General features: G+C 63.2%; 19 protein-coding genes. 5 read left to right on the forward strand and 14 right to left on the reverse strand.

Annotation, left to right across the window (positions count from 1 at the left end; translation table 11 throughout):
* Positions 1-4: 4 nt before the first annotated feature.
* The 4 genes from B0E55_RS08645 to purL are packed head-to-tail and all read right to left on the reverse strand — an operon-like array spanning position 5 to position 5,123.
* Positions 5-394 carry a sterol carrier family protein gene (locus B0E55_RS08645; protein ID WP_003939745.1) on the reverse strand — a complete coding sequence of 130 codons (390 nt, stop codon included), beginning with the start codon at positions 392-394 and terminating at the stop codon, positions 5-7.
* Complete coding sequence (locus tag B0E55_RS08650; RefSeq protein ID WP_019745102.1) at positions 394-1,050, reverse strand: CPBP family intramembrane glutamic endopeptidase; 657 nt, start codon at positions 1,048-1,050, stop codon at positions 394-396. The genes B0E55_RS08645 and B0E55_RS08650 overlap by 1 nt, the downstream gene beginning before the upstream one ends.
* The gene (locus B0E55_RS08655) at positions 1,047-2,831 is read right to left on the reverse strand and encodes an alpha/beta hydrolase (protein WP_020970624.1); all 1,785 of its coding nucleotides are present in this window, start codon (positions 2,829-2,831) and stop codon (positions 1,047-1,049) included. The genes B0E55_RS08650 and B0E55_RS08655 overlap by 4 nt, the downstream gene beginning before the upstream one ends.
* Before the next feature lie 3 nt (positions 2,832-2,834).
* Positions 2,835-5,123: a phosphoribosylformylglycinamidine synthase subunit PurL gene (gene purL / locus B0E55_RS08660; RefSeq protein WP_019745104.1), complete on the reverse strand. Its 2,289-nt coding sequence runs from the start codon at positions 5,121-5,123 to the stop codon at positions 2,835-2,837.
* 250 nt (positions 5,124-5,373) lie between these two features.
* On the opposite strand from purL, the gene B0E55_RS08665 reads away from it, so the two are divergent.
* Positions 5,374-6,351: a Dyp-type peroxidase gene (locus B0E55_RS08665; protein WP_021332102.1), complete on the forward strand. Its 978-nt coding sequence runs from the start codon at positions 5,374-5,376 to the stop codon at positions 6,349-6,351.
* Between the two features lie 11 nt (positions 6,352-6,362).
* Here the strand turns inward: B0E55_RS08665 and B0E55_RS08670 are convergent, their stop codons facing one another.
* Positions 6,363-7,655: a M18 family aminopeptidase gene (locus tag B0E55_RS08670; protein ID WP_080909653.1), complete on the reverse strand. Its 1,293-nt coding sequence runs from the start codon at positions 7,653-7,655 to the stop codon at positions 6,363-6,365.
* Between the two features lie 88 nt (positions 7,656-7,743).
* A complete protein-coding gene (locus B0E55_RS08675) occupies positions 7,744-8,097 on the reverse strand; it encodes a VOC family protein (RefSeq protein WP_020970627.1) in 354 nt (117 codons plus the stop codon).
* A gap of 67 nt (positions 8,098-8,164) precedes the next feature.
* Between B0E55_RS08675 and B0E55_RS31665 the strand changes: the two genes are divergently transcribed.
* On the forward strand, positions 8,165-8,338 hold the full coding sequence (locus B0E55_RS31665) for a hypothetical protein (RefSeq protein ID WP_157902078.1): 174 nt from the start codon (positions 8,165-8,167) through the stop codon (positions 8,336-8,338).
* A 12-nt stretch (positions 8,339-8,350) separates the two neighbouring features.
* On the opposite strand, the gene B0E55_RS08680 is transcribed toward B0E55_RS31665, so the two are convergent.
* From B0E55_RS08680 to B0E55_RS08690, 3 genes are all read right to left on the reverse strand, one after another.
* On the reverse strand, positions 8,351-8,947 hold the full coding sequence (locus B0E55_RS08680; RefSeq protein WP_070796070.1) for a CatB-related O-acetyltransferase: 597 nt from the start codon (positions 8,945-8,947) through the stop codon (positions 8,351-8,353).
* A gap of 126 nt (positions 8,948-9,073) precedes the next feature.
* Positions 9,074-10,303 carry an acyl-CoA dehydrogenase family protein gene (locus tag B0E55_RS08685; RefSeq protein ID WP_020908942.1) on the reverse strand — a complete coding sequence of 410 codons (1,230 nt, stop codon included), beginning with the start codon at positions 10,301-10,303 and terminating at the stop codon, positions 9,074-9,076.
* A 91-nt stretch (positions 10,304-10,394) separates the two neighbouring features.
* Positions 10,395-11,696, reverse strand: a complete 1,302-nt coding sequence (locus tag B0E55_RS08690) for an alpha/beta hydrolase (RefSeq protein WP_080909537.1) — start codon at positions 11,694-11,696, stop codon at positions 10,395-10,397.
* A gap of 86 nt (positions 11,697-11,782) precedes the next feature.
* On the opposite strand from B0E55_RS08690, the gene B0E55_RS08695 reads away from it, so the two are divergent.
* Positions 11,783-12,394: a phosphoribosylanthranilate isomerase gene (locus tag B0E55_RS08695; RefSeq protein WP_024487295.1), complete on the forward strand. Its 612-nt coding sequence runs from the start codon at positions 11,783-11,785 to the stop codon at positions 12,392-12,394.
* Here the strand turns inward: B0E55_RS08695 and B0E55_RS08700 are convergent.
* Entirely contained in the window at positions 12,382-13,308 is a 927-nt protein-coding gene (locus B0E55_RS08700; protein ID WP_080909538.1) for a hypothetical protein, read from the reverse strand. The genes B0E55_RS08695 and B0E55_RS08700 overlap by 13 nt on opposite strands.
* Positions 13,309-13,521: 213 nt before the next feature.
* Here B0E55_RS08700 and B0E55_RS08705 point away from each other — a divergent pair, with 213 nt between their 5' ends.
* On the forward strand, positions 13,522-14,295 hold the full coding sequence (locus B0E55_RS08705) for an SDR family NAD(P)-dependent oxidoreductase (protein WP_080909539.1): 774 nt from the start codon (positions 13,522-13,524) through the stop codon (positions 14,293-14,295).
* A gap of 31 nt (positions 14,296-14,326) precedes the next feature.
* On the opposite strand, the gene B0E55_RS08710 is transcribed toward B0E55_RS08705, so the two are convergent.
* Both B0E55_RS08710 and B0E55_RS08715 read right to left on the reverse strand, forming a co-directional pair.
* Positions 14,327-14,758: a nuclear transport factor 2 family protein gene (locus B0E55_RS08710; RefSeq protein WP_019745114.1), complete on the reverse strand. Its 432-nt coding sequence runs from the start codon at positions 14,756-14,758 to the stop codon at positions 14,327-14,329.
* Positions 14,755-15,678, reverse strand: a complete 924-nt coding sequence (locus B0E55_RS08715) for an alpha/beta fold hydrolase (protein WP_019745115.1) — start codon at positions 15,676-15,678, stop codon at positions 14,755-14,757. The genes B0E55_RS08710 and B0E55_RS08715 overlap by 4 nt, the downstream gene beginning before the upstream one ends.
* Positions 15,679-15,789: 111 nt before the next feature.
* Between B0E55_RS08715 and B0E55_RS08720 the strand changes: the two genes are divergently transcribed.
* The gene (locus B0E55_RS08720; protein ID WP_003939765.1) at positions 15,790-16,791 is read left to right on the forward strand and encodes an NADP-dependent oxidoreductase; all 1,002 of its coding nucleotides are present in this window, start codon (positions 15,790-15,792) and stop codon (positions 16,789-16,791) included.
* 55 nt (positions 16,792-16,846) lie between these two features.
* On the opposite strand, the gene B0E55_RS08725 is transcribed toward B0E55_RS08720, so the two are convergent.
* Complete coding sequence (locus B0E55_RS08725; RefSeq protein WP_042952819.1) at positions 16,847-17,995, reverse strand: CaiB/BaiF CoA transferase family protein; 1,149 nt, start codon at positions 17,993-17,995, stop codon at positions 16,847-16,849.
* Positions 17,992-19,164: an acyl-CoA dehydrogenase family protein gene (locus B0E55_RS08730; protein ID WP_046380332.1), complete on the reverse strand. Its 1,173-nt coding sequence runs from the start codon at positions 19,162-19,164 to the stop codon at positions 17,992-17,994. Before B0E55_RS08730 ends, B0E55_RS08725 begins: the two co-directional genes overlap by 4 nt.
* Positions 19,165-19,273 lie beyond the last annotated feature (109 nt).

The following is a 19,273-nucleotide window of genomic DNA, read 5'->3' on the forward strand; positions in this document are numbered from 1 at the left end:
GTCACTACGCCAACCGGAGCAGTGGGAGCCAGTGTGCAATTTCGGGGGCGCGGCTACCTGAGGCGTCGACTCGCCCGTCCCCTGCGGCCTCGGAGAACTCGAGCAATCCGGTGACCATCTGCAACCACGTGCGAGCGTCCGTCTCGACGACGTTTGGCGGGGTTCCGCGCGTATGGCGTGGACCTTCGATGCATTGCACGGCGACAAACGGCGGCACCCGCACCTCGACGCTCGATCCGGGGGCGATCTGTTCGAGAGTGCGCGCACTCATCTTCACTGCGGCGCCGAGTTCGGCGCGAGAAGGCTTCGGAAGTTCCGGATCGCGAAGCCACGGGCCGACAGCCAGGACTGCGGCACGGAATTCGGCGGGGTCGACGGCGCGGCGGGGCGGCATCAGTTCACTCCCTGTCTGCGAGTAGCGATACGAACGGCAAGTGCGCCACCGGCATTGGTCGCGAGGTGCAGCAATGCCGGTGCGAGGACGCTGCCACCCCTGCGATGCAGCCACTCGAACAGCAGTGCCGACGCGCCGGTGAATGCCACTGCAGCGGGAACGTTGTCGCCGGCGCCGCGGGCGGGGGCGACGTGCCACAACCCGAAAGTCAGTGCATGAACAGCCTGCGCGGTGGGACGGTTCAGCTCACGATTCCAGACTGCGGACATCGCGCTACGGAACAGCAGTTCCTCGGAAAGCACCGTGCCGAAGGGGATGTGCAAGATGATCCATTCGAGGAAGTCCTCACGGCCGTCTGCTCGCTCGTCGGCAGCGAGTGTCGCACGCAAGGACGGGACAACCAGAGCGGCGCTGTAGCCGGTGAGGACCGCCCCGGCCGCGGCTCCGCCGAACTGGGCACCACCACGAATTCCGGTGTGCGCCAATCCGAGTTCCTCGCGGGTGTAACCACGCGCGAGTAAGACTCCGATGGCCGACAGACCGGCTGCGGTGTTGACCACGGCGCGAGCGCGAGGCGAAAGACCGAATGCCGGAAGCACGACGTTGCTCCAGGTGATCGCGGCGGCGGAGAGCGCGATCGAGGCGACTCCCCTCACTTCTCGGGGCCCTCGGATTTCACGGCGACAACCAACGCCGACCGCACCCGCTCGGTTTCTGCGGCCGTCCATCCCTCGGGCTGGGCGACGCTGATCCAGGCGTCCAGAACGGAGGTTCCGTAATTGTGACCGTGACCGTCCGGAACTCCCGCGGCGTTACCGAGGTCTGCGGACACCTGCCAGAACGTCACGACCGGGAACCATTTCATCGACGGTGAGCGGTCGAATCCCGGTACTTCCTTGAGCCACTCGGGCCGGTTGAACATGAGGTCGGGTGACCACCACACCACCGGATCGGAAGGATGCTGGACAAACAGAACTCGCGGCTGCGGCCACGTCATACCGTCGGTCGGAATGTCTTCGGAGCGATCCGCGAACCGGACTCCGGCCAGACCGTCCGCGTACACGGGCGCCACTTCGGGAGTGCCGGGATCGCGCCTCTTCTCGATCGAACGCCACAACTGCGTCGCGTTCGGTGGACCTACCCACAGAATTCCGTCGGCGGTATCGCGCGCCGCTTGCAGTGTGTCGAATGCCCCCGCGCCGGCCATGACGCCGAGGCTCTCGCCGTAGACCATGAACTTCGGTCTGGTGGCTTCCGGTTCCTGAAGCCATCTTTCGTGTACCCGCTCGATCAAAAGGCGACCGGCAGCTTGCGCCTTCTCCTGGTCTGCGAGGAACGAGATCCAACTCGGCAGGTACGAGTACTGGCTGGCGACGAGAGCAGTGTCGCCGCCATGTACAAGCTCGATTGCCTGTGCCGCAGTGGGATTGACCCACCCTGTACCTGTCGTCGGAATGACCACGAGGACCTTGCGTTGGAAGGCGCCGGTTCGCTCCAGTTCCTTGATGACCAGATCCATACGCTCTTCGGGATCTTCGGCGCTTTCGAGTCCGGCATACACGCGAATCGGATCCATCGCAGGGTTACCGGTTGCCGCTTCGAGTTCCTGGGCGTCCAGTCCACGCGAGACGAAGTTGCGCCCCTCGAACCCCAATGTGTCCCAGGGAGCAGCAGATTCGGGGCTGCCCGATTTCATCGGATCCTGCGGTTCGACGACGCCGTCGCGAGTGGTCGAGTTCTGCAGACTGAAGATCGAGTTGGTCGCGGCATAGATTCCGCGGACGAGGACGCCGTCGACCAACATGAAGAACAGGACGGTGACAACCAGGACGCCGACACCATTGGCCACAGACCGCGACCAGTGGAACCGCCGCATCAGCTGTCGGGCAATCAGTTTCACCAGATCGTGGAGGACCCGCCAGATCGAGATGAGCAGGCCCCCGATGAAGAGGCTCAATCCGAGGGTTCGGATGTAGCCGGAGGTGGTCGTGCCTTCGGCGTCGGTCAGCGCCGCAATTTCGCGTTGCCACCCGGCGGCGTAGACCAACATGATGATCGCCGCGACGATGGATGCGACCGGTACGAAGACCTTGATCGCGGAAGGCACCGGCTCGGGCAGGGGCCACCACCGTCGACCGCTGAGCAGGTATCGCTCCACAGCCCAACCGATCGCGGTGCCGACGCCGTAGCCGATGGCCGAGTTGATGCCGCCGATCAGACCCTGGAAGAGCCAATCGCGCGGCAGCAACGACGGCGTCAGAGACCAGCAGAAGAAGAACGCGGCAAACGCGATGCCGGTGAAGTCGAGTTTGAGGAGCCCCCACGCCCACTCGGTGAAGCGGTTGTCGAACTTCTCGAGAGATGCGGGAACAGCCAGCCGCAGGTGGTGTTCCTGCGGCTGGCTGTCAGACGAAGTCAGTTCTCCGGAATCGACCATCTATCACCCGAACAGTGCGGGCAGCGTTCCCTCGAAGGCCTCACGGAGCTTGGCCATCGTGACGGAGAAGTGTCCCTGGACCTCGACGGAGTCGCTGCCCTCGTCGACGACCCCGATACGCGTCCACGGCAAGCCGCGAGCGGTGCACATACCGGTGAAGCGGGTCTCCTCGGTGCGAGGAACCGCAACCAGGACGCGTCCGGACGATTCCGAGAACAGGGTCACGAACGGATCTGCGCCCTCGGGAATCAGGATGCGGCAACCGGTTTCGCCGGCCAGCGCGGCTTCGACGACAGCCTGGGCCAGTCCACCCTCGGAGAGGTCGTGAGCTGCGGTGACCAGTCCGTCACGCGAGGAAGCGAGCAGGATGTCCGCAAGCAGCTGCTCACGGGCGAGGTCGACCTTCGGCGGCACGCCACCGAGGTGACCGTGCTCGACCTGCGACCAGATGGAACCGTCGAACTCGTCGTGGGTGTCGCCGAGCAGGATCAGCGTCTCGCCAGGCTCGAGTCCGAGGCCCGTCGGGATACGGCGGTGAACGTCGTCGATCACACCGAGGACGGCGACCACCGGCGTCGGCAGGATGGCCGTGGATCCGGTCTGGTTGTAGAAGCTGACGTTGCCGCCGGTGACGGGGATGCCGAGGGTGGCGCAACCGTCGGCGAGGCCGCGAACAGCCTGCTGGAACTGCCACATGACACCCGGGTCCTCGGGCGAACCGAAGTTCAGGCAGTTGGAGACGGCCTTGGGCGTTGCGCCCGTGACTGCCACGTTGCGGAAAGCCTCGGCCAATGCGAGCTGCGCACCGGTGTACGGATCGAGCGCGGTGTAGCGGCCCGAAGCGTCGGTGGACAGGGCGATTCCGCGTCCGGTCTTCTCGTCGATGCGGATGACACCGCCGTCGGCGTTCTCGGCCAGGACGGTGTTACCGCGGACGTAGCGGTCGTACTGCTCGGTGATCCACTTGCGGCTGCACAGGGCAGGCGAGGCGATCATCTTCAGCAGGGTCGCTTCGAGCTCGGCGTCGGTTTCGGGACGCTTCAGTCCGGCGGTCGTGTTCGCGATCAACGCGTCCTGGCTTGCCGGGCGCTCGACGGGACGGTTGTAGACCGGGCCTTCGTGAGCGACGGTGCGCGGGGGAACATCGACGACGGTCTCGCCGTGCCAGGAGATGGTGAGGTGCTCACCGTCGGTGACCTCGCCGATGTCGGTGGCCAGGACGTCCCACTTCTTGCAGACCTCCATGAACGCATCGACGTTCTCGGGCGTGACCACGGCGCACATGCGCTCCTGCGATTCGCTGGAGAGCACCTCGGCGGGGGTCATGCCGGTGGCGCGCATCGGAACCTTCTCGAGGTTGATGTGCATGCCGCCGTCACCGGCTGCAGCCAGCTCGGAGGTGGCGCAGGACAGCCCGGCGCCGCCGAGGTCCTGGATGCCGACAACGAGGCCGGCCTTGTAGAGGTCGAGACAGCACTCGATGAGCACCTTCTCGGTGAAGGGGTCGCCAACCTGAACCGCAGGGAGCTTCTTACGTCCGCCGGTGTCTCCACCCTCGTCGTCGAACGTCGCCGACGCGAGAACCGAGACGCCGCCGATGCCGTCGAGACCGGTGCGTGCGCCGAACAGGATGATCTTGTTGCCTGCACCCGAAGCGAAGGCCAGATGCAGATCCTCGACGCGCATGACGCCGGCTGCCAGTGCGTTGACCAGCGGGTTGCCTGCGTAGGACTCGTCGAAGACCGTCTCGCCGCCGATGTTGGGGAGGCCGAGGGAGTTTCCGTATCCACCGACACCACGCACGACACCGTCGACGACGCGACGGGTATCGGGGGCGTCGGCAGCACCGAACCGAAGCTGATCCATGACGGCGATCGGACGAGCACCCATGGCCATGATGTCGCGGACGATGCCGCCGACACCGGTTGCCGCACCCTGGTAGGGCTCGACGTACGAGGGGTGGTTGTGGCTCTCGACCTTGAACGTGACTGCCCAGCCGTCACCGATGTCGACGACGCCGGCGTTCTCGCCGATACCGGCCAGCATGTTGGCGCGCATCTCGTCGGTGGTGGTCTTGCCGAAGTATCCGAGGTGGACCTTCGAGGACTTGTACGAGCAGTGCTCGCTCCACATCACCGAGTACATCGCCAGTTCGGCGTCCGTGGGACGGCGGCCCAGGATCTCCTTGATGCGTGCGTATTCGTCGTCCTTGAGACCGAGCTCCTTGAACGGCTGAGCGGCATCGGGATCAGCCGATGCGTGCGTGACGGTATCGACCTGGTGAGCAGACACTGGAGAGTGGTCCCTTCCCTACGGGAGTCAAGAGGCAAGCCGGCGCGGAGCGGGACACCACGAATGTGCCCAACGAAAGAACGTGCCGGGGGACAGTCTATCGGTGTGGGCCGACGACTTCCGCAGACGGCAGCACCCGCAACACCTCCGGGCCTGCGAAGTATCGCCCGTCACACCCGCCCCGGTTTGGGTAATCCGGTCGGTTTTCTTAAGGTCAGGCCGGTTCATTCTTTCCCTCGAAAGGTCTCGCATGCCCCAGGATGTTCGTCAAGCCGACCTCACGGCACAGTCCCAGTCGGTGACCACTCCCCTCACTCCGGCTGCAATTTTCCTGGTCGCGACCGTGAATCCGGGTGGCGAGAACACCACACGAGAACTGCTCGCCGATGTCGCCGGCCTGCAGCGGGCTGTGGGGCTGCGCGTCCCTGGATCGGGTTTGGACGTCGTGACGAGCATCGGTTCGCTGGCCTGGGATCGACTGTTCGCCGGTCAGCGCCCTGCGCTGCTGCACCCGTTCACCGCTTTGCAGGGTGACGTTCACTCGGCGCCGTCGACTCCCGGTGATCTGCTCTTCCACATCCGCGCGATGAGTATGGACGCGTGTTTCGAGGTGGCTCGGCAGATCACGAAGCGACTGCACGGCGCGGCCACGGTGGTCGACGAGGTTCACGGCTTCCAGTACTTCGAGAACCGCGACCTCATCGGCTTCGTCGACGGCACCGAGAATCCGGTCGGCCGCGACGCCGTCGCCGCAGTGACGGTCGGCGACGAGGATCCTGCGTTCACCGGCGGCAGCTACGTCCATATCCAGCGCTACATCCACAAGATGCGCGATTGGGAAGCAATCACCGTCGACGAGCAGGAGCGTGTGATCGGGCGCAGCAAGCTCGAGGACATCGAGATGACGTCCGACGTGAAGCCGGCCAACTCGCACGTCGCGCTCAACGCGATCAAGGACGAGAACGGCAAGGCTCTCGAGATCCTGCGTGCCAACATGCCGTACGGGCGCCTCGGTGACGACGAGATCGGCACCTTTTTCATCGGCTACTGCCGCACGCCTGCGATCACCGAACGGATGCTGGAGAACATGTTTCTCGGCGACCCCCGCGGCAACTACGACCGACTACTCGACTTCTCGACGGCTGTGACGGGCTCGATGTTCTTCACACCGAGCGCCGACTTCTTCGAGGGTCTCCCGGCCGCACCCGCCGGGCTCTCAGCACTTTGACTACGCGACCTCTAACTTCGAGGCGTGAGGAAGGCACCGAGCGCGTCGGCATACATGCGGACGTCTGACGCGCCCATCAACTCGCGGGCCGAGTGCATCGCGAGCTGGGGTGCGCCGACGTCGACGGTGGACAGTCCGGTCCGTGACGCCGTGATGGGTCCGATGGTGGAGCCGCACGGCAGATCGGCGCGGTGGACGTAGCGCTGCATCGGCACTCCCGCCTGATCGCACGCGAGCGCGAATTCGCCTGCACCGGCCGCATCGGTGGCGTATCGCAGGTTCTGGTTCACCTTGAGTACAGGCCCACCGTTGATCTCGATCCGATGAGCGGGCTCGTGGCGGTCCGGGTAGTTGGGGTGCGTCGCGTGAGCCATGTCGCCCGACGCGCACACCGAGCCCGCCATCGCCTGCAGGAATTCTTCGCGGCCACCACCGCGCCCCAACACGATCCGTTCTAGCACGGTGTTCAGCAGATCTGAGAAAGCTCCACGGTCGGACATGCTGCCGACCTCTTCATGATCGAAGAGTGCGAGCACCGGGACCTGCTGACCGGGTGACTCGACTGCGGCCAGAAGTGCTTGTGTCCCTGCATAACACGTGCCCTGATTGTCCAGCCGAGGGGCGCTGACCAATTCCTTGTCCACCCCCACGACTGCGCTGGGCGCAAGGTCGTGTGTCATCAATTCCCAGCCGAGAACCGACGACGCGGCCACACCCGCACGCTCGGCGACAAAGCCGATGAAAGACTTGGGCTTCGAACCCACTCCCCAGATTCCGTTGACGTGCCGCTGCGGATCCAGCGTCACGCCCTTGCGATCTTCGGACAGGTGGATAGCCAACTGCGGAACACGCAGAATCGGGTCGTCGATGCGAACCAGCTTCTGCTCCACCGTGTTTCCCACCCGGACACTCAATCGGCCGGAGATACCGAGATCGCGGTCGAGCCAAGAGTTCAGCCACGCACCACCATACGGTTCGAGGCCCACCATCTGCCACCCGGCCGAAGTGAGGTCGGGATGCTGTTTGACCCGCAGATTCGGGCTGTCGGTGTGACCTCCGACGATCCGGAACGGAGCGGTGTTTCCCACGCCCTCGGTGCTCCAGGCAATCAGCGAACCACCGCGCACGAGGAAGTACCGTCCGGGCTCGGCGGGCCACGACTGCGTTTCGTGGACTTCGACGAACCCACCGGCCGTCAGCTCGGTCGCCACCGTCGCGCACACATGGAACGGCGACGGTGACGAATCGACGAAGCTGCACAGGCCGACTGCGTCGGCCCCGGTCCGAGAAGTCTGAGAAGTCATGCCCCTCATCATGCCCGAATCGGTGCCCGCGAAATCAGTGGGCACGACTTCAGTGGGCGCGAATCGGGTGAGCTCAGAACCTGTCAGCTCAGGCGTGAGGACCGGACACGCAGAACTGGTTCCCATCAGGATCGAGGAGCGTCACCCAACGGAAACCGTCCATGTTCTCCCGGTGGTGCTCGGTTGCTCCGGCCTCGACGAGCCGCGCCACCTCGGCGTCGAGATCCGGACTCCCCAAATCGAGATGGATGCGATTCTTGCCGGCAGTGGGGTCCGGGACCTTCTGGAATGCGAAGTTGGTGGCGCTGTCAGGGACCGCGACGATGTAGAACCAACCGTCGTTCTCCTCGACGATGTTTCCGCCCAACTGCGCCGCCCACCACGTTGCGAGCGGACCGGGATCGAGACTGTCGAAAGTGATCATGCCGAGTGTGAGAGTCATGCGCACAAGCTAATGCAAGCCACCGACAAAGAGTCTCGATCTCGGGCTGAGATGAGACGATCCTCGAATGCGATTCACAACGCTGCGCGACCGTGTTGCAGAACCACTCTTCGCAGTTTTCATCGCGACCGGATTACTCCGGAGCGTCCTGATCACCTTCACCGCAACAGGTCTTGCCGTCGGCCTTCTCGCGGCCGCCCTGCTTTATGTCCGGAACTACTCGCTCACACGAACGAACTAGCGGGCGCGGAGATCACTCGACCGCTTCGAGTTCCGCGACACTTCCGTCCGAGATCACTCGGACGTGGCGGGTGATCTTCTCGATCGGCCAGTCCCACCACGCAATTCGCACCAACTTCTCGATGTCTTCAGCGCTGAAGCGGCGCTTGATCTCCATCGCCGGGTTGCCGCCGACAATTGCGTAGTCCGGGACGTCGCGCGTTACGACGGCGCCGGTGGACACGATCGACCCGTGGCCGATCCGGACACCGGGCATGACTGTCACGTTCCCGCCGAACCACACGTCGTTCCCCACGACGGTGTCACCGCGCGACGGCAGATCCTGCACCAAATCCATGTGCCGGGCCCAATCGCCGCCCATGATCGGGAACGGGTAAGTGGAGACACCATTCATACGATGGTTCGCGCCGTTCATGATGAAGGTGACACCGGTGGCCAGGGCGCAGAACTTTCCGATCACCAGTTTGTCGGGACCGTAGTGATGCAACACGTTTCGAGTCTCGAACTCTTCGGCGAACTCCGGATCGTCGTAGTAGGTGTACTCCCCTACCTCGATCAACGGGTTGTCGATCAACGGCTTCAGCAACACCACTCGTGGTTGCCCGGCCATCGGATGAACATTTGTGGGATCTGGCGCGTTCACTGCTTACTCCGATCCGTCGGCGCGGTGTCGCCGACCGCAGCAAGACTATCCGGTTCCTGCTGCGGTCGACCGACCAGCGAAAACGTTCCGGTGTCAGCCCAGGAGGCCCTTGGCGATATGGGTGACCTGAATTTCGTTGCTGCCCGCATAGATCATGAGCGACTTGGCATCACGCGCCAACTGCTCCACTCGGTACTCGGCCATGTAGCCGTTTCCACCGAACAGCTGCACGGCTTCCATCGCGACCTCGGTCGCTGCGCGCGACGAGTACAGCTTCATCGCCGACGCCTCCGCCAGGCTCACTTTGTCTCCGGCCGCGGTGCGTTCGATCGCGTTGAAGACCATGTTCTGCACGTTGATTCGAGCGACCTCCATCTCGGCGAGCTTGAGCTGGATGAGCTGGAACTGCCCGATCTCACGTCCCCACAGTTTGCGGGACTTCGCGTATTCGATGCTCAGACGGTGGCATTCGTTGATGATGCCGAGCGAGAGCGATGCGATGCCGATGCGTTCGGCGGCAAAGCTCTCCTTGGCGCTGGACTTTCCGTCGGACTTTCCGCTGTCCTCGGTTTCGCCGAGCAGACGATCCTTGGTGATGCGGACGTTGTCGAAGAACAGCTCACCCGTCGGCGAGGAGTTCATTCCCATCTTCTTGAACGGCGGGCTCTGTGTGAGCCCCTCCATGCCCTTGTCGAGGATGAAGGCGAGCACCTTGCGGTCACGACGATCAACCGAAGCGTCCCCCTCGTCGAGCTTTGCGTAGACGATCATCACGTCGGCGTACGGACCGTTGGTGATGAAGGTCTTGTTGCCGTTGAGGATGTAGTCGTCACCGTCGCGGCGTACGTAGGACTTCATACCGCCGAAGGCATCCGAGCCGGAGTCCGGTTCGGTGATCGCCCATGCACCGACGGTTTCGAAAGTCACCAAGCCGGGGAGCCAGCGTTCCTTCTGCGCGAGTGTGCCGCGGCTGCGGATAGTTCCAGCAGCCAATCCGAGGCTGACGCCCAACGACGCGACAAGGCCGAGGCTGACGCCGGCCAATTCGCTGTTGAGCACAACGCCCATGCTGCCGGCGCCGCTGAAGGCGCTCGACTTCTCACCGTCACCGGACGGAGTATCGCCGCGCTCGCGTGCGAGCGACTTCTCGAGGCCCTCGCGTGCCATGTCGGCCAGACCGAAGGTCGAGTACAGCTTGCGAATGATGTCGAACGGCGGCAGCGCACCACTTTCGAGCTCGTCGACGTGAGGTCGCACCTCTTTGTCGATAAAGCCCCGCAAGGCGTCGCGGAACATCAGGTCGGTGTCGGACCACTCGTACATGTGCCTGAACTCCAGTCGGTGAACGATCGAGAGACTGCCGAACGGCAGCCACACACCGAATATAGAACACGTTCCAAAACCGGAACAGGATTCAGCTGATCAGTCCCATTCGCTGCGAGATCCACGTCAGCTCCTGCTCGACGCCGGCCGACCACACCGAAAAGCTGTGACCACCAGGAAGCTCGAGATATCTGGCGTCCATTCCGGCCGCTTTGGCCGCTTCGTACACCTTTTGCTGGCCGGGCTTGAACTCGTTGTCATCTGTTCCGACCACGAACACTCCGCCCGAGTTCGGGAACTTCCGGGTCGCCAGCAGGTCCATCGGATTCACCTTCACGAATGCCGCCTCGTCGCCGCCGAATATCTCGTCGACGGTTCGCTGTCGGTCACCGAGCGAGGGCTCCAACTGACCGGAGAGATCGAGGAACGTTGGATACACGTCGGGGTAGTTGGTAGCCATCTGCAGCGAGCAGGTACCGCCGTAGGAGAGTCCACCGATGGCCCACGCCCTCGGGTTCGTGTCGATCTGGAACGCCTTCGCCACCGCAGCGGGCAAGTCCTTTGCCAGATACGTGCCGACCTTGCCCTGCGACGAGTCGGTGCACAGCGGATTGGCCATCTGCGAGCCTGTTCCATCGGCTATCACGACGACCGGAGCCAACCCCTCGTGATCCCGGGCAAAAGCATCCATTGTCGCGGTCAGCTTTCCGCCCTGGAGCCAGTCCTCCGGCTTGCCAGGCTGACCGGCCATGAGCACGAGCACGGGAAGAAGCGGACGCGGATTGGTGAAGTACGACGGCGGCAGATACACCTGGGCATCGCGCGCGGAGAATCCCGAAATCGTTCCGGGAACAGGCAAAGTCGTGACTCGTCCGCGAATCGGCATGCCTTCCGGCGCTTTCCACACCGTGTCGGTGGGATCGCCGGTTACAACAGGATCCGTCGGACCGGGAACTTCGCTGAGTGAAATGCGGTCGAAATCGTCGTGTCCGAAGGCAATTCCCACTGTCGGGTAGGCAGCAAAGACCAGATTGATCTGCGTCGCGGCGGTGACGATGACCAGCAAAGTCGCAACCACAGACAGCGCCGCCTTGGCTACGGTTCCGCCCGCTTTGATTCGCGGCCCGAGAAGTAGCAGCGCGTAGATACCGATTCCGATCCACACGTAGATCGACATCTCGATGGGATCCGGGAACGGCACGATCACCTTTTCGACGGTGATCCAGACGGCGATCATGATCACCAGCGCGATCAGCCCCGCGATCGGTACCGCTCTGCGGTAGTACCAGCGGACGTTCGAACCGAGCAGCCACACACCACCCAGGACCCCGAGCACAGTCAGGATCACCGGCAGTGGTCCCGAGATCAAACTGATTCGGTAGAGCCAGTCCACGTCAAGCCTCTCGCACGTAGAAATGTCGCACGCACGAGGCTAGACGACGACGCTGGTACGGCGACGACGCTAGTACTGTGTATCAGGTGACATTCATCAAGGTCTGTGGGCTGCGGGACGCTGACACGGTCGACCTCGCGGTGGGCCTGGGCGTCGACGCCATCGGTTTCGTCTTCGCCGAGAGCGTCCGCAAAGTCGACCCCGCACTCGCAGTCGATCTTCTTGCACGAATCCCCGAACACATCCGGGCAATCGGAGTATTTCTCGGCAACCCGATCGATCAGGTCCTCGAGATCGCCGAGATCACCGGTCTTCGTACCGTGCAGATTCACGATCTGGTCGACGCCGAGCAAGTGCAGCGGCTGCACGACGCCGGCCTCACTGTCATCCGCGCTGTTGTCTCCAGCAACGTCCGCGACGGTTACAACCTCGACCTCGGTGAGGACGAGCTCCTGATCGACGGCGCCGACGCCGGATCCGGGGTGCCGTGGAACTGGGCACAACAGCAATCACGCCCGCACGGCCAGTGGATCCTGGCGGGCGGACTGTCCCCGGAGAACGTGCGCGACGCGCTGGATGCCACCGGTGCCTGGGGCGTCGATGTCTCCAGCGGCGTCGAATCGTCGAGGGGCGTCAAGGACCACGCTTTGATCGAGAAGTTCGTCAGCGCTGTCCGGCAGACCGATCACTCGAAATAGGACGCGTAGTCACTGAAGGCGACTTGACCGGTGGGACTCGCCTTCACGGCGTCGGCAACGGCAGGCGGAATGGGAGCCCAGTGCGCAGGCATGGCCGCCGCCAGTGACGGCTTCAAGATGTAGAGCAGTGCGAAGTTCACTATCCAGAGCGGCGGCGCCATCGACATGCCGACTTCCGAACTCACATCGCCTTTGGTGTTGGTCACCAGCTGCGCTGCTCCCGAAATCTGTTGCGCTGCAAATCCGTAGACTGCCTGCACCGTGTATGCCGACTGATAGAGCGCAATCAGAGTGTGCGTCGCACCGTTGTTGCGCAACCAGGTGCCCACAAAACCGCCAGGGGCGATCAGCGTATTCACCTGTCGCGTCGGCGCATCCGCGTTAGCCGGACTCTCCAGCAATCCGTCGGGATTCACGTACAACCCGTAACTGGCCAGAACCGACGGCGTAGTGCCGGAATAGAGGGGCCGCCCGTTCGTATTGGTGAGAATCCGGGCGCATTCGTCGATCACCTCGGCATCCTCGAGATTGCCACCGACCCCACCGCCGGCCATGAGGTCGCGATACTGCTCCTCGGTCAAAGCGTCGGCTGGCTCGAGTCCGATCTGCGCGGCAATCTTTTCCGCAGTCTGCTGACCGAGCGGCTGGTTGAGTTGATCCGGAGTAGTCATCTGCGTGGGCGCGACGCTCTCGTAGACCGGTGCCCCGGCAAAAGGGATCACGAACCCGGTATCGACATTCTCTGCAACCGGTTGCGCGCCGGCCATCTGAGTGGTGGCAAACGAAAGTACGCACACCCCAAACAAAGCCAGAACCGAGACGGTCCCGCGATGAGACCTTGCTCGGTGAGATTCTTGTCCACGTCTACAGCCCTCGCCTGAGAAAGCCTTGCCTGCAATTCCATTGCCGCGCATAGGTCAACCTCCCGGGACACAGTCCGGCGAATCAACTCGAGCTTGCATCTCAGTCAAACGCTGTGACCAGCGCCGTGTCAAGACACTGGTCAGGTCGAGGCACCTACGGCGACAGCTCCCTCGATACAGGCGACAGCTCGCCCGCTACAGTGATGCTTCCAACTGAAGTGACCTCACCCCATTTGAATTGCAGGACATCTCTGGAGGCGAGCAGTGTCTGACAAGCGCGGGACCGTGTTGATCACCGGCGTCGGCCGGAGCAAGTCGATCGGAGCAAGCCTCGCATTGGGTCTCGCCGAGGATGGTTGGGATCTGACGATCGGCTACTGGGCGCCTTATGACGAACGCGTCGGGTTCGTCCGCGGAGCGCACGATCCGCAGGACGTTGCCGAGACGTGTCGCGCACTCGGGGGCCGTATCGACCTGGTTCCCGGAGATCTGGCCTCGCCGGATGCGGCCGCACAGCTCGTTGACGCTGCCGCATCGCGGAATGACCTTCGTGGGCTGGTTCTCTCGCACTGCGAAAGCGTCGACAGCTCGATCCTCGATACCACCGTCGAGAGCTGGGAACGACATTTCGCCGTCAACGCCCGCGCCTCTTGGCTGCTGATCAAAGCGTTCGCTGAACGCCTTCCGGAGCAACGCGAAATCAGTCAGGTGACCGGGCGGATCATCGCACTCACCAGCGACCATGCGGCCCATAATCTTCCGTACGGCGCCAGCAAGGGCGCTCTCGACCGCATCGTCATCGCCGCCGCAGTCGAACTGGGGTCACGCGGTGTAAGGGCAAACGTCATCAACCCAGGACCGATCGACACAGGATGGCTGACACCGGAGATCAAACAGGCCACAACCCTCCACACCCCTGCCGGCCGGCTGGGTACACCCGGCGACACTGCAGACCTCGTCCGATTTCTGATGTCCGACGCCGGAGGCTGGATAACAGGACAACTTCTTCACTCCAACGGCGGATTCAGCACGAGTTGAGCAGGCAGACCCGGCCCGCTCCGAAATCAGGTCAGGCCTTGTAGTTCGGTAGCGTCTGCCCGAGCCTGCGGCCCATCTCGGCAGCCAATGCGGCGAGCCCGCTGGCCGGACGCACCATGACCTCGAAATCGACGATCTTGCCGTCCTCGTCGAATTCGACCATGTCGATTCCCTTGAGGCTCTTGTCTCCGATGTTCGCACTGAATTCGAGAACGACCTGCCGACCGTTGGCTCCGGCGAACTGACGGTGGTACTCGAAATTCTCGAACACCTGGATCACCGTATTGAGAATGAGCACAACGGCATCCGCGGACTGGTACGGCTTGAATCCGGTGGGCGATCGGAACTGCGCGTCGGGCGCGACAATGGTCGGCAGTGCCGACAGGTCACCGGTTTCGATCATGGTGTGCCACAACTGCAGTGCAGCTTCGACTTTCGGTTCGAGCGTCAATTCCGTGCTCATGCTTCTACCCTTTCCTCGATGTTACCTGCCGCTTGATTTACCGGCACTTGACTTGCGACGGCCCACGCACTCAACACAGTTCGCACCCCGGTCACGAGTTGCAACGGCTGATCGATCATGACGTGATGGCCGGCTTCGGGAATCTCCGCCACGATGGCCTCCGGTCCGAACAGTCCGCGCATGTGCTCCATGAGTCGATCGGACACGATACCGTTCTCAGCTCGGAAATAGGCTACGCGGCAACGCGGTTCACTGTCGAGAACATCTTCGGCGCCAACTCGGAGAAAGAAGTTCGGATCGAATTTCCATGACCAACCGCCATCGACTTCCTCCATGGACGTGGCTGCCACATGGTCACGCACCGCAGGCAGTCCCGAATCCTGGGGCGGAACGAAGCGGAATCGACCCATCGCGTCTTCCCTGGTGGGATAAACTTTCTTGGGGCCGAACGCATTCTGGCGTCGAGCTGCCTCCTCTTCGGGCGTCCGCGCCTTGAGTGGCGAATCGATGATGACAACGCCGTCCAACAGTTCGCCGTGCAGATGCGAGGCCACGAAGGAAACAATCCCACCCATACTGTGCCCCACCAGAATCGGCTTGCCGTCGATTCCCCCGGCCTCGGCCGCCGCCAGCACCTCGCGAGCCCACTGGGATATCGCGTAGGCATCGCGAGTGTCACTGTCGCCGTGGCCCGTCAAGTCGAGAGCGACGACGCGGCGCCCCTCGGCGAACTGCGGCGCGATGTGATCCCACCAGCGACTGTGGGCTGCGCCGCCGTGGATCAGCACAATTCCCGGCCCCGCCGACCCCCAAGCCCGAAAGTGCACCGAAGCGCCCTCGACCTCCACCGACCCCGTCTCGACCGGCGCTTCCAGCGCCCGAGTGAACCAACCAGGCGCGTCTTCGACGACATTGCTCATCGATCGAACATACATAGTCGTCAATCGGTTCATCCAACTCTTCCCAGTTCGTGATCCATCACCTATATTGAATCCGGCCTCAAGTTCAATTCGTTTCGCCGAAGGGGAGAGATGACCAACCGCCAAGTACGCCTCGCCGCCCGCCCGACAGGACTTCCCGACGCTTCCACCTGGGAATATGTCGACGCCGAGATCCCGTCCGCCGGGCCGGGTGAGTTTGTCGTCAAGGTCGAATACCTCTCCCTCGACCCCGCGATGCGCGGTTGGCTCAACGACGTCAAGTCGTACGTTCCGCCGGTCAAGCTCGGTTCCGTCATGCGCGCCCACGGCGTCGGACGCATCACCGAATCCCAACACCCCGATTACCAGGTCGGGGACATCGTGGCGGGATCGTTCGGCGCTTCCGAGTACGGAGTGTCCGACGGAACAGATGTGACCCGGGTCGACGAATCGATCGCTCCCCTACCGACCTGGCTCGGAGCTCTCGGATTCCCCGGCGTCACCGCATATTTCGGACTGCTCGACGTCGGAAAGCTGAAAGACGGTGACACCGTCGTCGTATCCGGTGCTGCGGGCGCGGTCGGCAGCCTGGTCGGTCAGATCGCAAAGCTCCACGGATGCAAGGTCATCGGCATCGCCGGCGGTCCGGAGAAGTGCGCGTGGCTCACCGAGGACCTCGGCTTCGATGTCGCCATCGACTACAAGAACGAATCCGTCTACAAGGCGCTCAAGTCCAACGCTCCCGACGGTATCGACGTGTACTTCGACAACGTCGGCGGAGAAATTCTCGACGCTGCTCTCTCCCGTTTGCGCCTGGGCGCTCGGGTGGTCATCTGCGGCGCCATCGCGGGTTACAACGCCACCGAGCCTCAGCCAGGCCCCGCGCACTACCTGTCACTTCTCGTCAATCGGGCCACGATGGCCGGCTTCGTGGTCTTCGACTACCTCGATCGCTACGCAGAAGCGCAGGAGCAGATCGGAAAGTGGATCAAGAGTGGCGAATTGACTGCCCGCGAGCACGTCGTCGACGGGGGTATCGACGCGTTCGGCGACAGCCTCAACCTTCTCTTCGCCGGTGCGAACACCGGAAAGCTGGTCCTGAAGGTCAGCTGAGTCACCCACACACGCAGATCGGCCACCGGGTATTCCGGTGGCCGATTCGCTTGGGTCAACTGACTCCCGACGGAGTGGGAACGCTGTCCTCCCCCAACCGCGGAGGGGCCGACCGATAGGTTGCCGGTGTGCCGCTCATCCGAATCGGATTGGCTACCTGCCGGGTCGGTGCATCGCGACGCGGGTCGTCGATGGACACCACCGGATCGAGATTCAGTCGCTCCGCCAGCGCTATCGCGTCGGCGATGTCGTTGAGAGGTCCACACGGGACACCTCGCTCGGTCAGCGCCTCGAACCACGAGTCCGCAGTGCCCTTGGCCAATGCAGCAGTGACGGCATCGAACAACTCTTCTCGATGCGCGACCCGATCCCGGTTCGAGATGAACCGCACATCCGCGGCAAGTTCGGGAACTCCGAGAACCTCTGTCAACGAACCGAATTGCCGGTCATTGCCGACAGCGAGGACCAGCGGACGGTCCGCGGTGTCGAATACCTCATATGGTGCGATGCTCGGATGTCGATTGCCCATTGCCTGAGGCACCACGCCCGCGGCAACGTAGCCGGACGACTGGTTGGCGAGCGCGGAGAGCAACGAGGACAACAGATTGACCTCGACGTGCTGTCCTTCGCCCGTTCGATCGCGATGGCGTAGCGCTGCAAGGATTCCCACGCTGGCGTGTAGGCCCGTGATCACGTCGACCACCGCGACGCCGACCTTGGTGGGAGTCTTGGAATCGGGGCCGGTGATACTCATCAATCCGCCCACCGCCTGGATCAACAGGTCGTATCCCGGCAGAGAGTTGTTGCCACCGAAGCCACTGATCGAGCAGTAGACCGCACGCGGATTCATTTCTCGCACAGAGTCGTAGCCCAATCCGAGCCGGTCCATCGTTCCCGGCAGGAAGTTCTGAACCACTACATCCGCGCCGCGAACCAACTCACGCGCACTCTCCAGATCCTCCGGCTCGCGCAGATCCAGAGTGACCGACTTCTTGTTGCGGTTCACCGACAGGAAGTAACTCGACTCGTCCCCGACCCATGGCGGACCCCAACTACGAGTGTCGTCGCCGACACCCGGACGTTCGACCTTGACTACCTCCGCGCCGAGGTCGGCGAGAATCATCGTGGCGTACGGGCCGGCGAGGACGCGACCGAAATCCGCGATCACCAGCCCGTCGAGCGCTCCGACAGCGTCGACCGTCACCGGAACGCTTCTTCACCGGTGAGTGCCCGACCGATCACGAGCTGGTGAACCTCGGAGGTGCCCTCGTAGGTGAGTACGGATTCGAGGTTGTTGGCGTGCCGAATCACAGGGTACTCGAGCGTGATGCCGTTGGCGCCCAAAATGGTGCGGCATTCACGGGCGATCTTGATGGCCTCGCGGACATTGTTGAGCTTGCCGGTGCTGACCTGCTCGGGGCGAACCGTCCCGGCGTCCTTGAGGCGTCCGAGGTGGATGGCAAGCAACTGCCCCTTGCCCAATTCGACTGCCATGTCGGCGATCTTGGCCTGGGTGATCTGGTACGCAGCGAGCGACTTGTCGAAGACCTTGCGATCACGCGCGTAGGAAATCGCGGTCTCGAGGCAGTCACGTGCGGCACCCATCGCGCCGAAGATGATGCCGAAGCGTGCCTCATTGAGGCAGCCGAGGGGCCCGGAAAGTCCGCGTGCCTTGGGCAGCATCGCCGAGGCAGGAAGACGCACGTCCTCGAGCACCAGTTCCGAGGTGACCGACGCGCGCAGCGACATCTTGTTCTTGATCTCGGGGGCGGAGAATCCCGGAGTGTCGGTGGGAACGACAAATCCGCGCACGCCGTCGTCTGTTCGCGCCCAGACCACGGCGACGTCCGCAATGGAGCCGTTGGTGATCCACATCTTGGTGCCGTTGAGGATCCAGTCGTCGCCGTCGCGCTTGGCGTTGGTTCGCATACCGCCGGGGTTGGATCCGAAATCGGGTTCCGTGAGACCGAAGCAGCCGATGGCTTCACCCGCCGCCATCCGGGGGAGCCATTCTTCCTTCTGCTCTTCACTTCCGTTGTGGTGGATCGCGAACATGGCCAGTGAGCCCTGGACCGAGACGAGGCTGCGAATGCCCGAATCGACAGCTTCGAGTTCCTGGCAGGCCAACCCGTACGCCGTGGCACTCATTCCGGCACAGCCATAGCCCTCGAGATGCATGCCCAGAACGCCGAGCGCGCCCAGTTCCTTGGCCAGCTCACGCGCCGGCAGTGCTGCCGCTTCGAACCATTCACCTATGTGCGGGCGAATGCGATCGTCGACCATCTTGCGGACCGTGTCGCGGATCGCGATCTCCTCGGCGTCCAGCAGGGTGTCGATGGCAAAAAGCTCGGACAGGGACTGCGGCGTGGTCACGGGGCCTCCAGTGTTCTCGGGCGCAATCCTTTGCGAGAACGATTGCGCAATCGTTTGCATCGCCTAGAGTAGAGCCCGGTTGCACACCCGTCAATCCCCGGACGGCCAA

This window comes from Rhodococcus sp. 66b (genome assembly GCF_002076325.1).
GTDB lineage: Bacteria > Actinomycetota > Actinomycetes > Mycobacteriales > Mycobacteriaceae > Rhodococcus_F > Rhodococcus_F erythropolis.

Excerpts from the sequence above, each read along its gene's own strand:
- B0E55_RS08710 (WP_019745114.1), bottom strand. The coding sequence starts at position 14,758 with ATGAGCACGGAATTGACGCTCGAACCGAAAGTCGAAGCTGCACTGCAG.
- B0E55_RS31665 (WP_157902078.1), top strand. The coding sequence starts at position 8,165 with ATGCGATTCACAACGCTGCGCGACCGTGTTGCAGAACCACTCTTCGCA.
- B0E55_RS08700 (WP_080909538.1), bottom strand. The coding sequence starts at position 13,308 with ATGCGCGGCAATGGAATTGCAGGCAAGGCTTTCTCAGGCGAGGGCTGT.
- B0E55_RS08670 (WP_080909653.1), bottom strand. The coding sequence starts at position 7,655 with ATGACTTCTCAGACTTCTCGGACCGGGGCCGACGCAGTCGGCCTGTGC.
- B0E55_RS08715 (WP_019745115.1), bottom strand. The coding sequence starts at position 15,678 with ATGAGCAATGTCGTCGAAGACGCGCCTGGTTGGTTCACTCGGGCGCTG.
- B0E55_RS08655 (WP_020970624.1), bottom strand. The coding sequence starts at position 2,831 with ATGGTCGATTCCGGAGAACTGACTTCGTCTGACAGCCAGCCGCAGGAA.
- B0E55_RS08680 (WP_070796070.1), bottom strand. The coding sequence starts at position 8,947 with ATGGCCGGGCAACCACGAGTGGTGTTGCTGAAGCCGTTGATCGACAAC.
- B0E55_RS08645 (WP_003939745.1), bottom strand. The coding sequence starts at position 394 with ATGCCGCCCCGCCGCGCCGTCGACCCCGCCGAATTCCGTGCCGCAGTC.
- B0E55_RS08665 (WP_021332102.1), top strand. The coding sequence starts at position 5,374 with ATGCCCCAGGATGTTCGTCAAGCCGACCTCACGGCACAGTCCCAGTCG.
- B0E55_RS08720 (WP_003939765.1), top strand. The coding sequence starts at position 15,790 with ATGACCAACCGCCAAGTACGCCTCGCCGCCCGCCCGACAGGACTTCCC.
- B0E55_RS08685 (WP_020908942.1), bottom strand. The coding sequence starts at position 10,303 with ATGTACGAGTGGTCCGACACCGACCTGATGTTCCGCGACGCCTTGCGG.
- B0E55_RS08675 (WP_020970627.1), bottom strand. The coding sequence starts at position 8,097 with ATGACTCTCACACTCGGCATGATCACTTTCGACAGTCTCGATCCCGGT.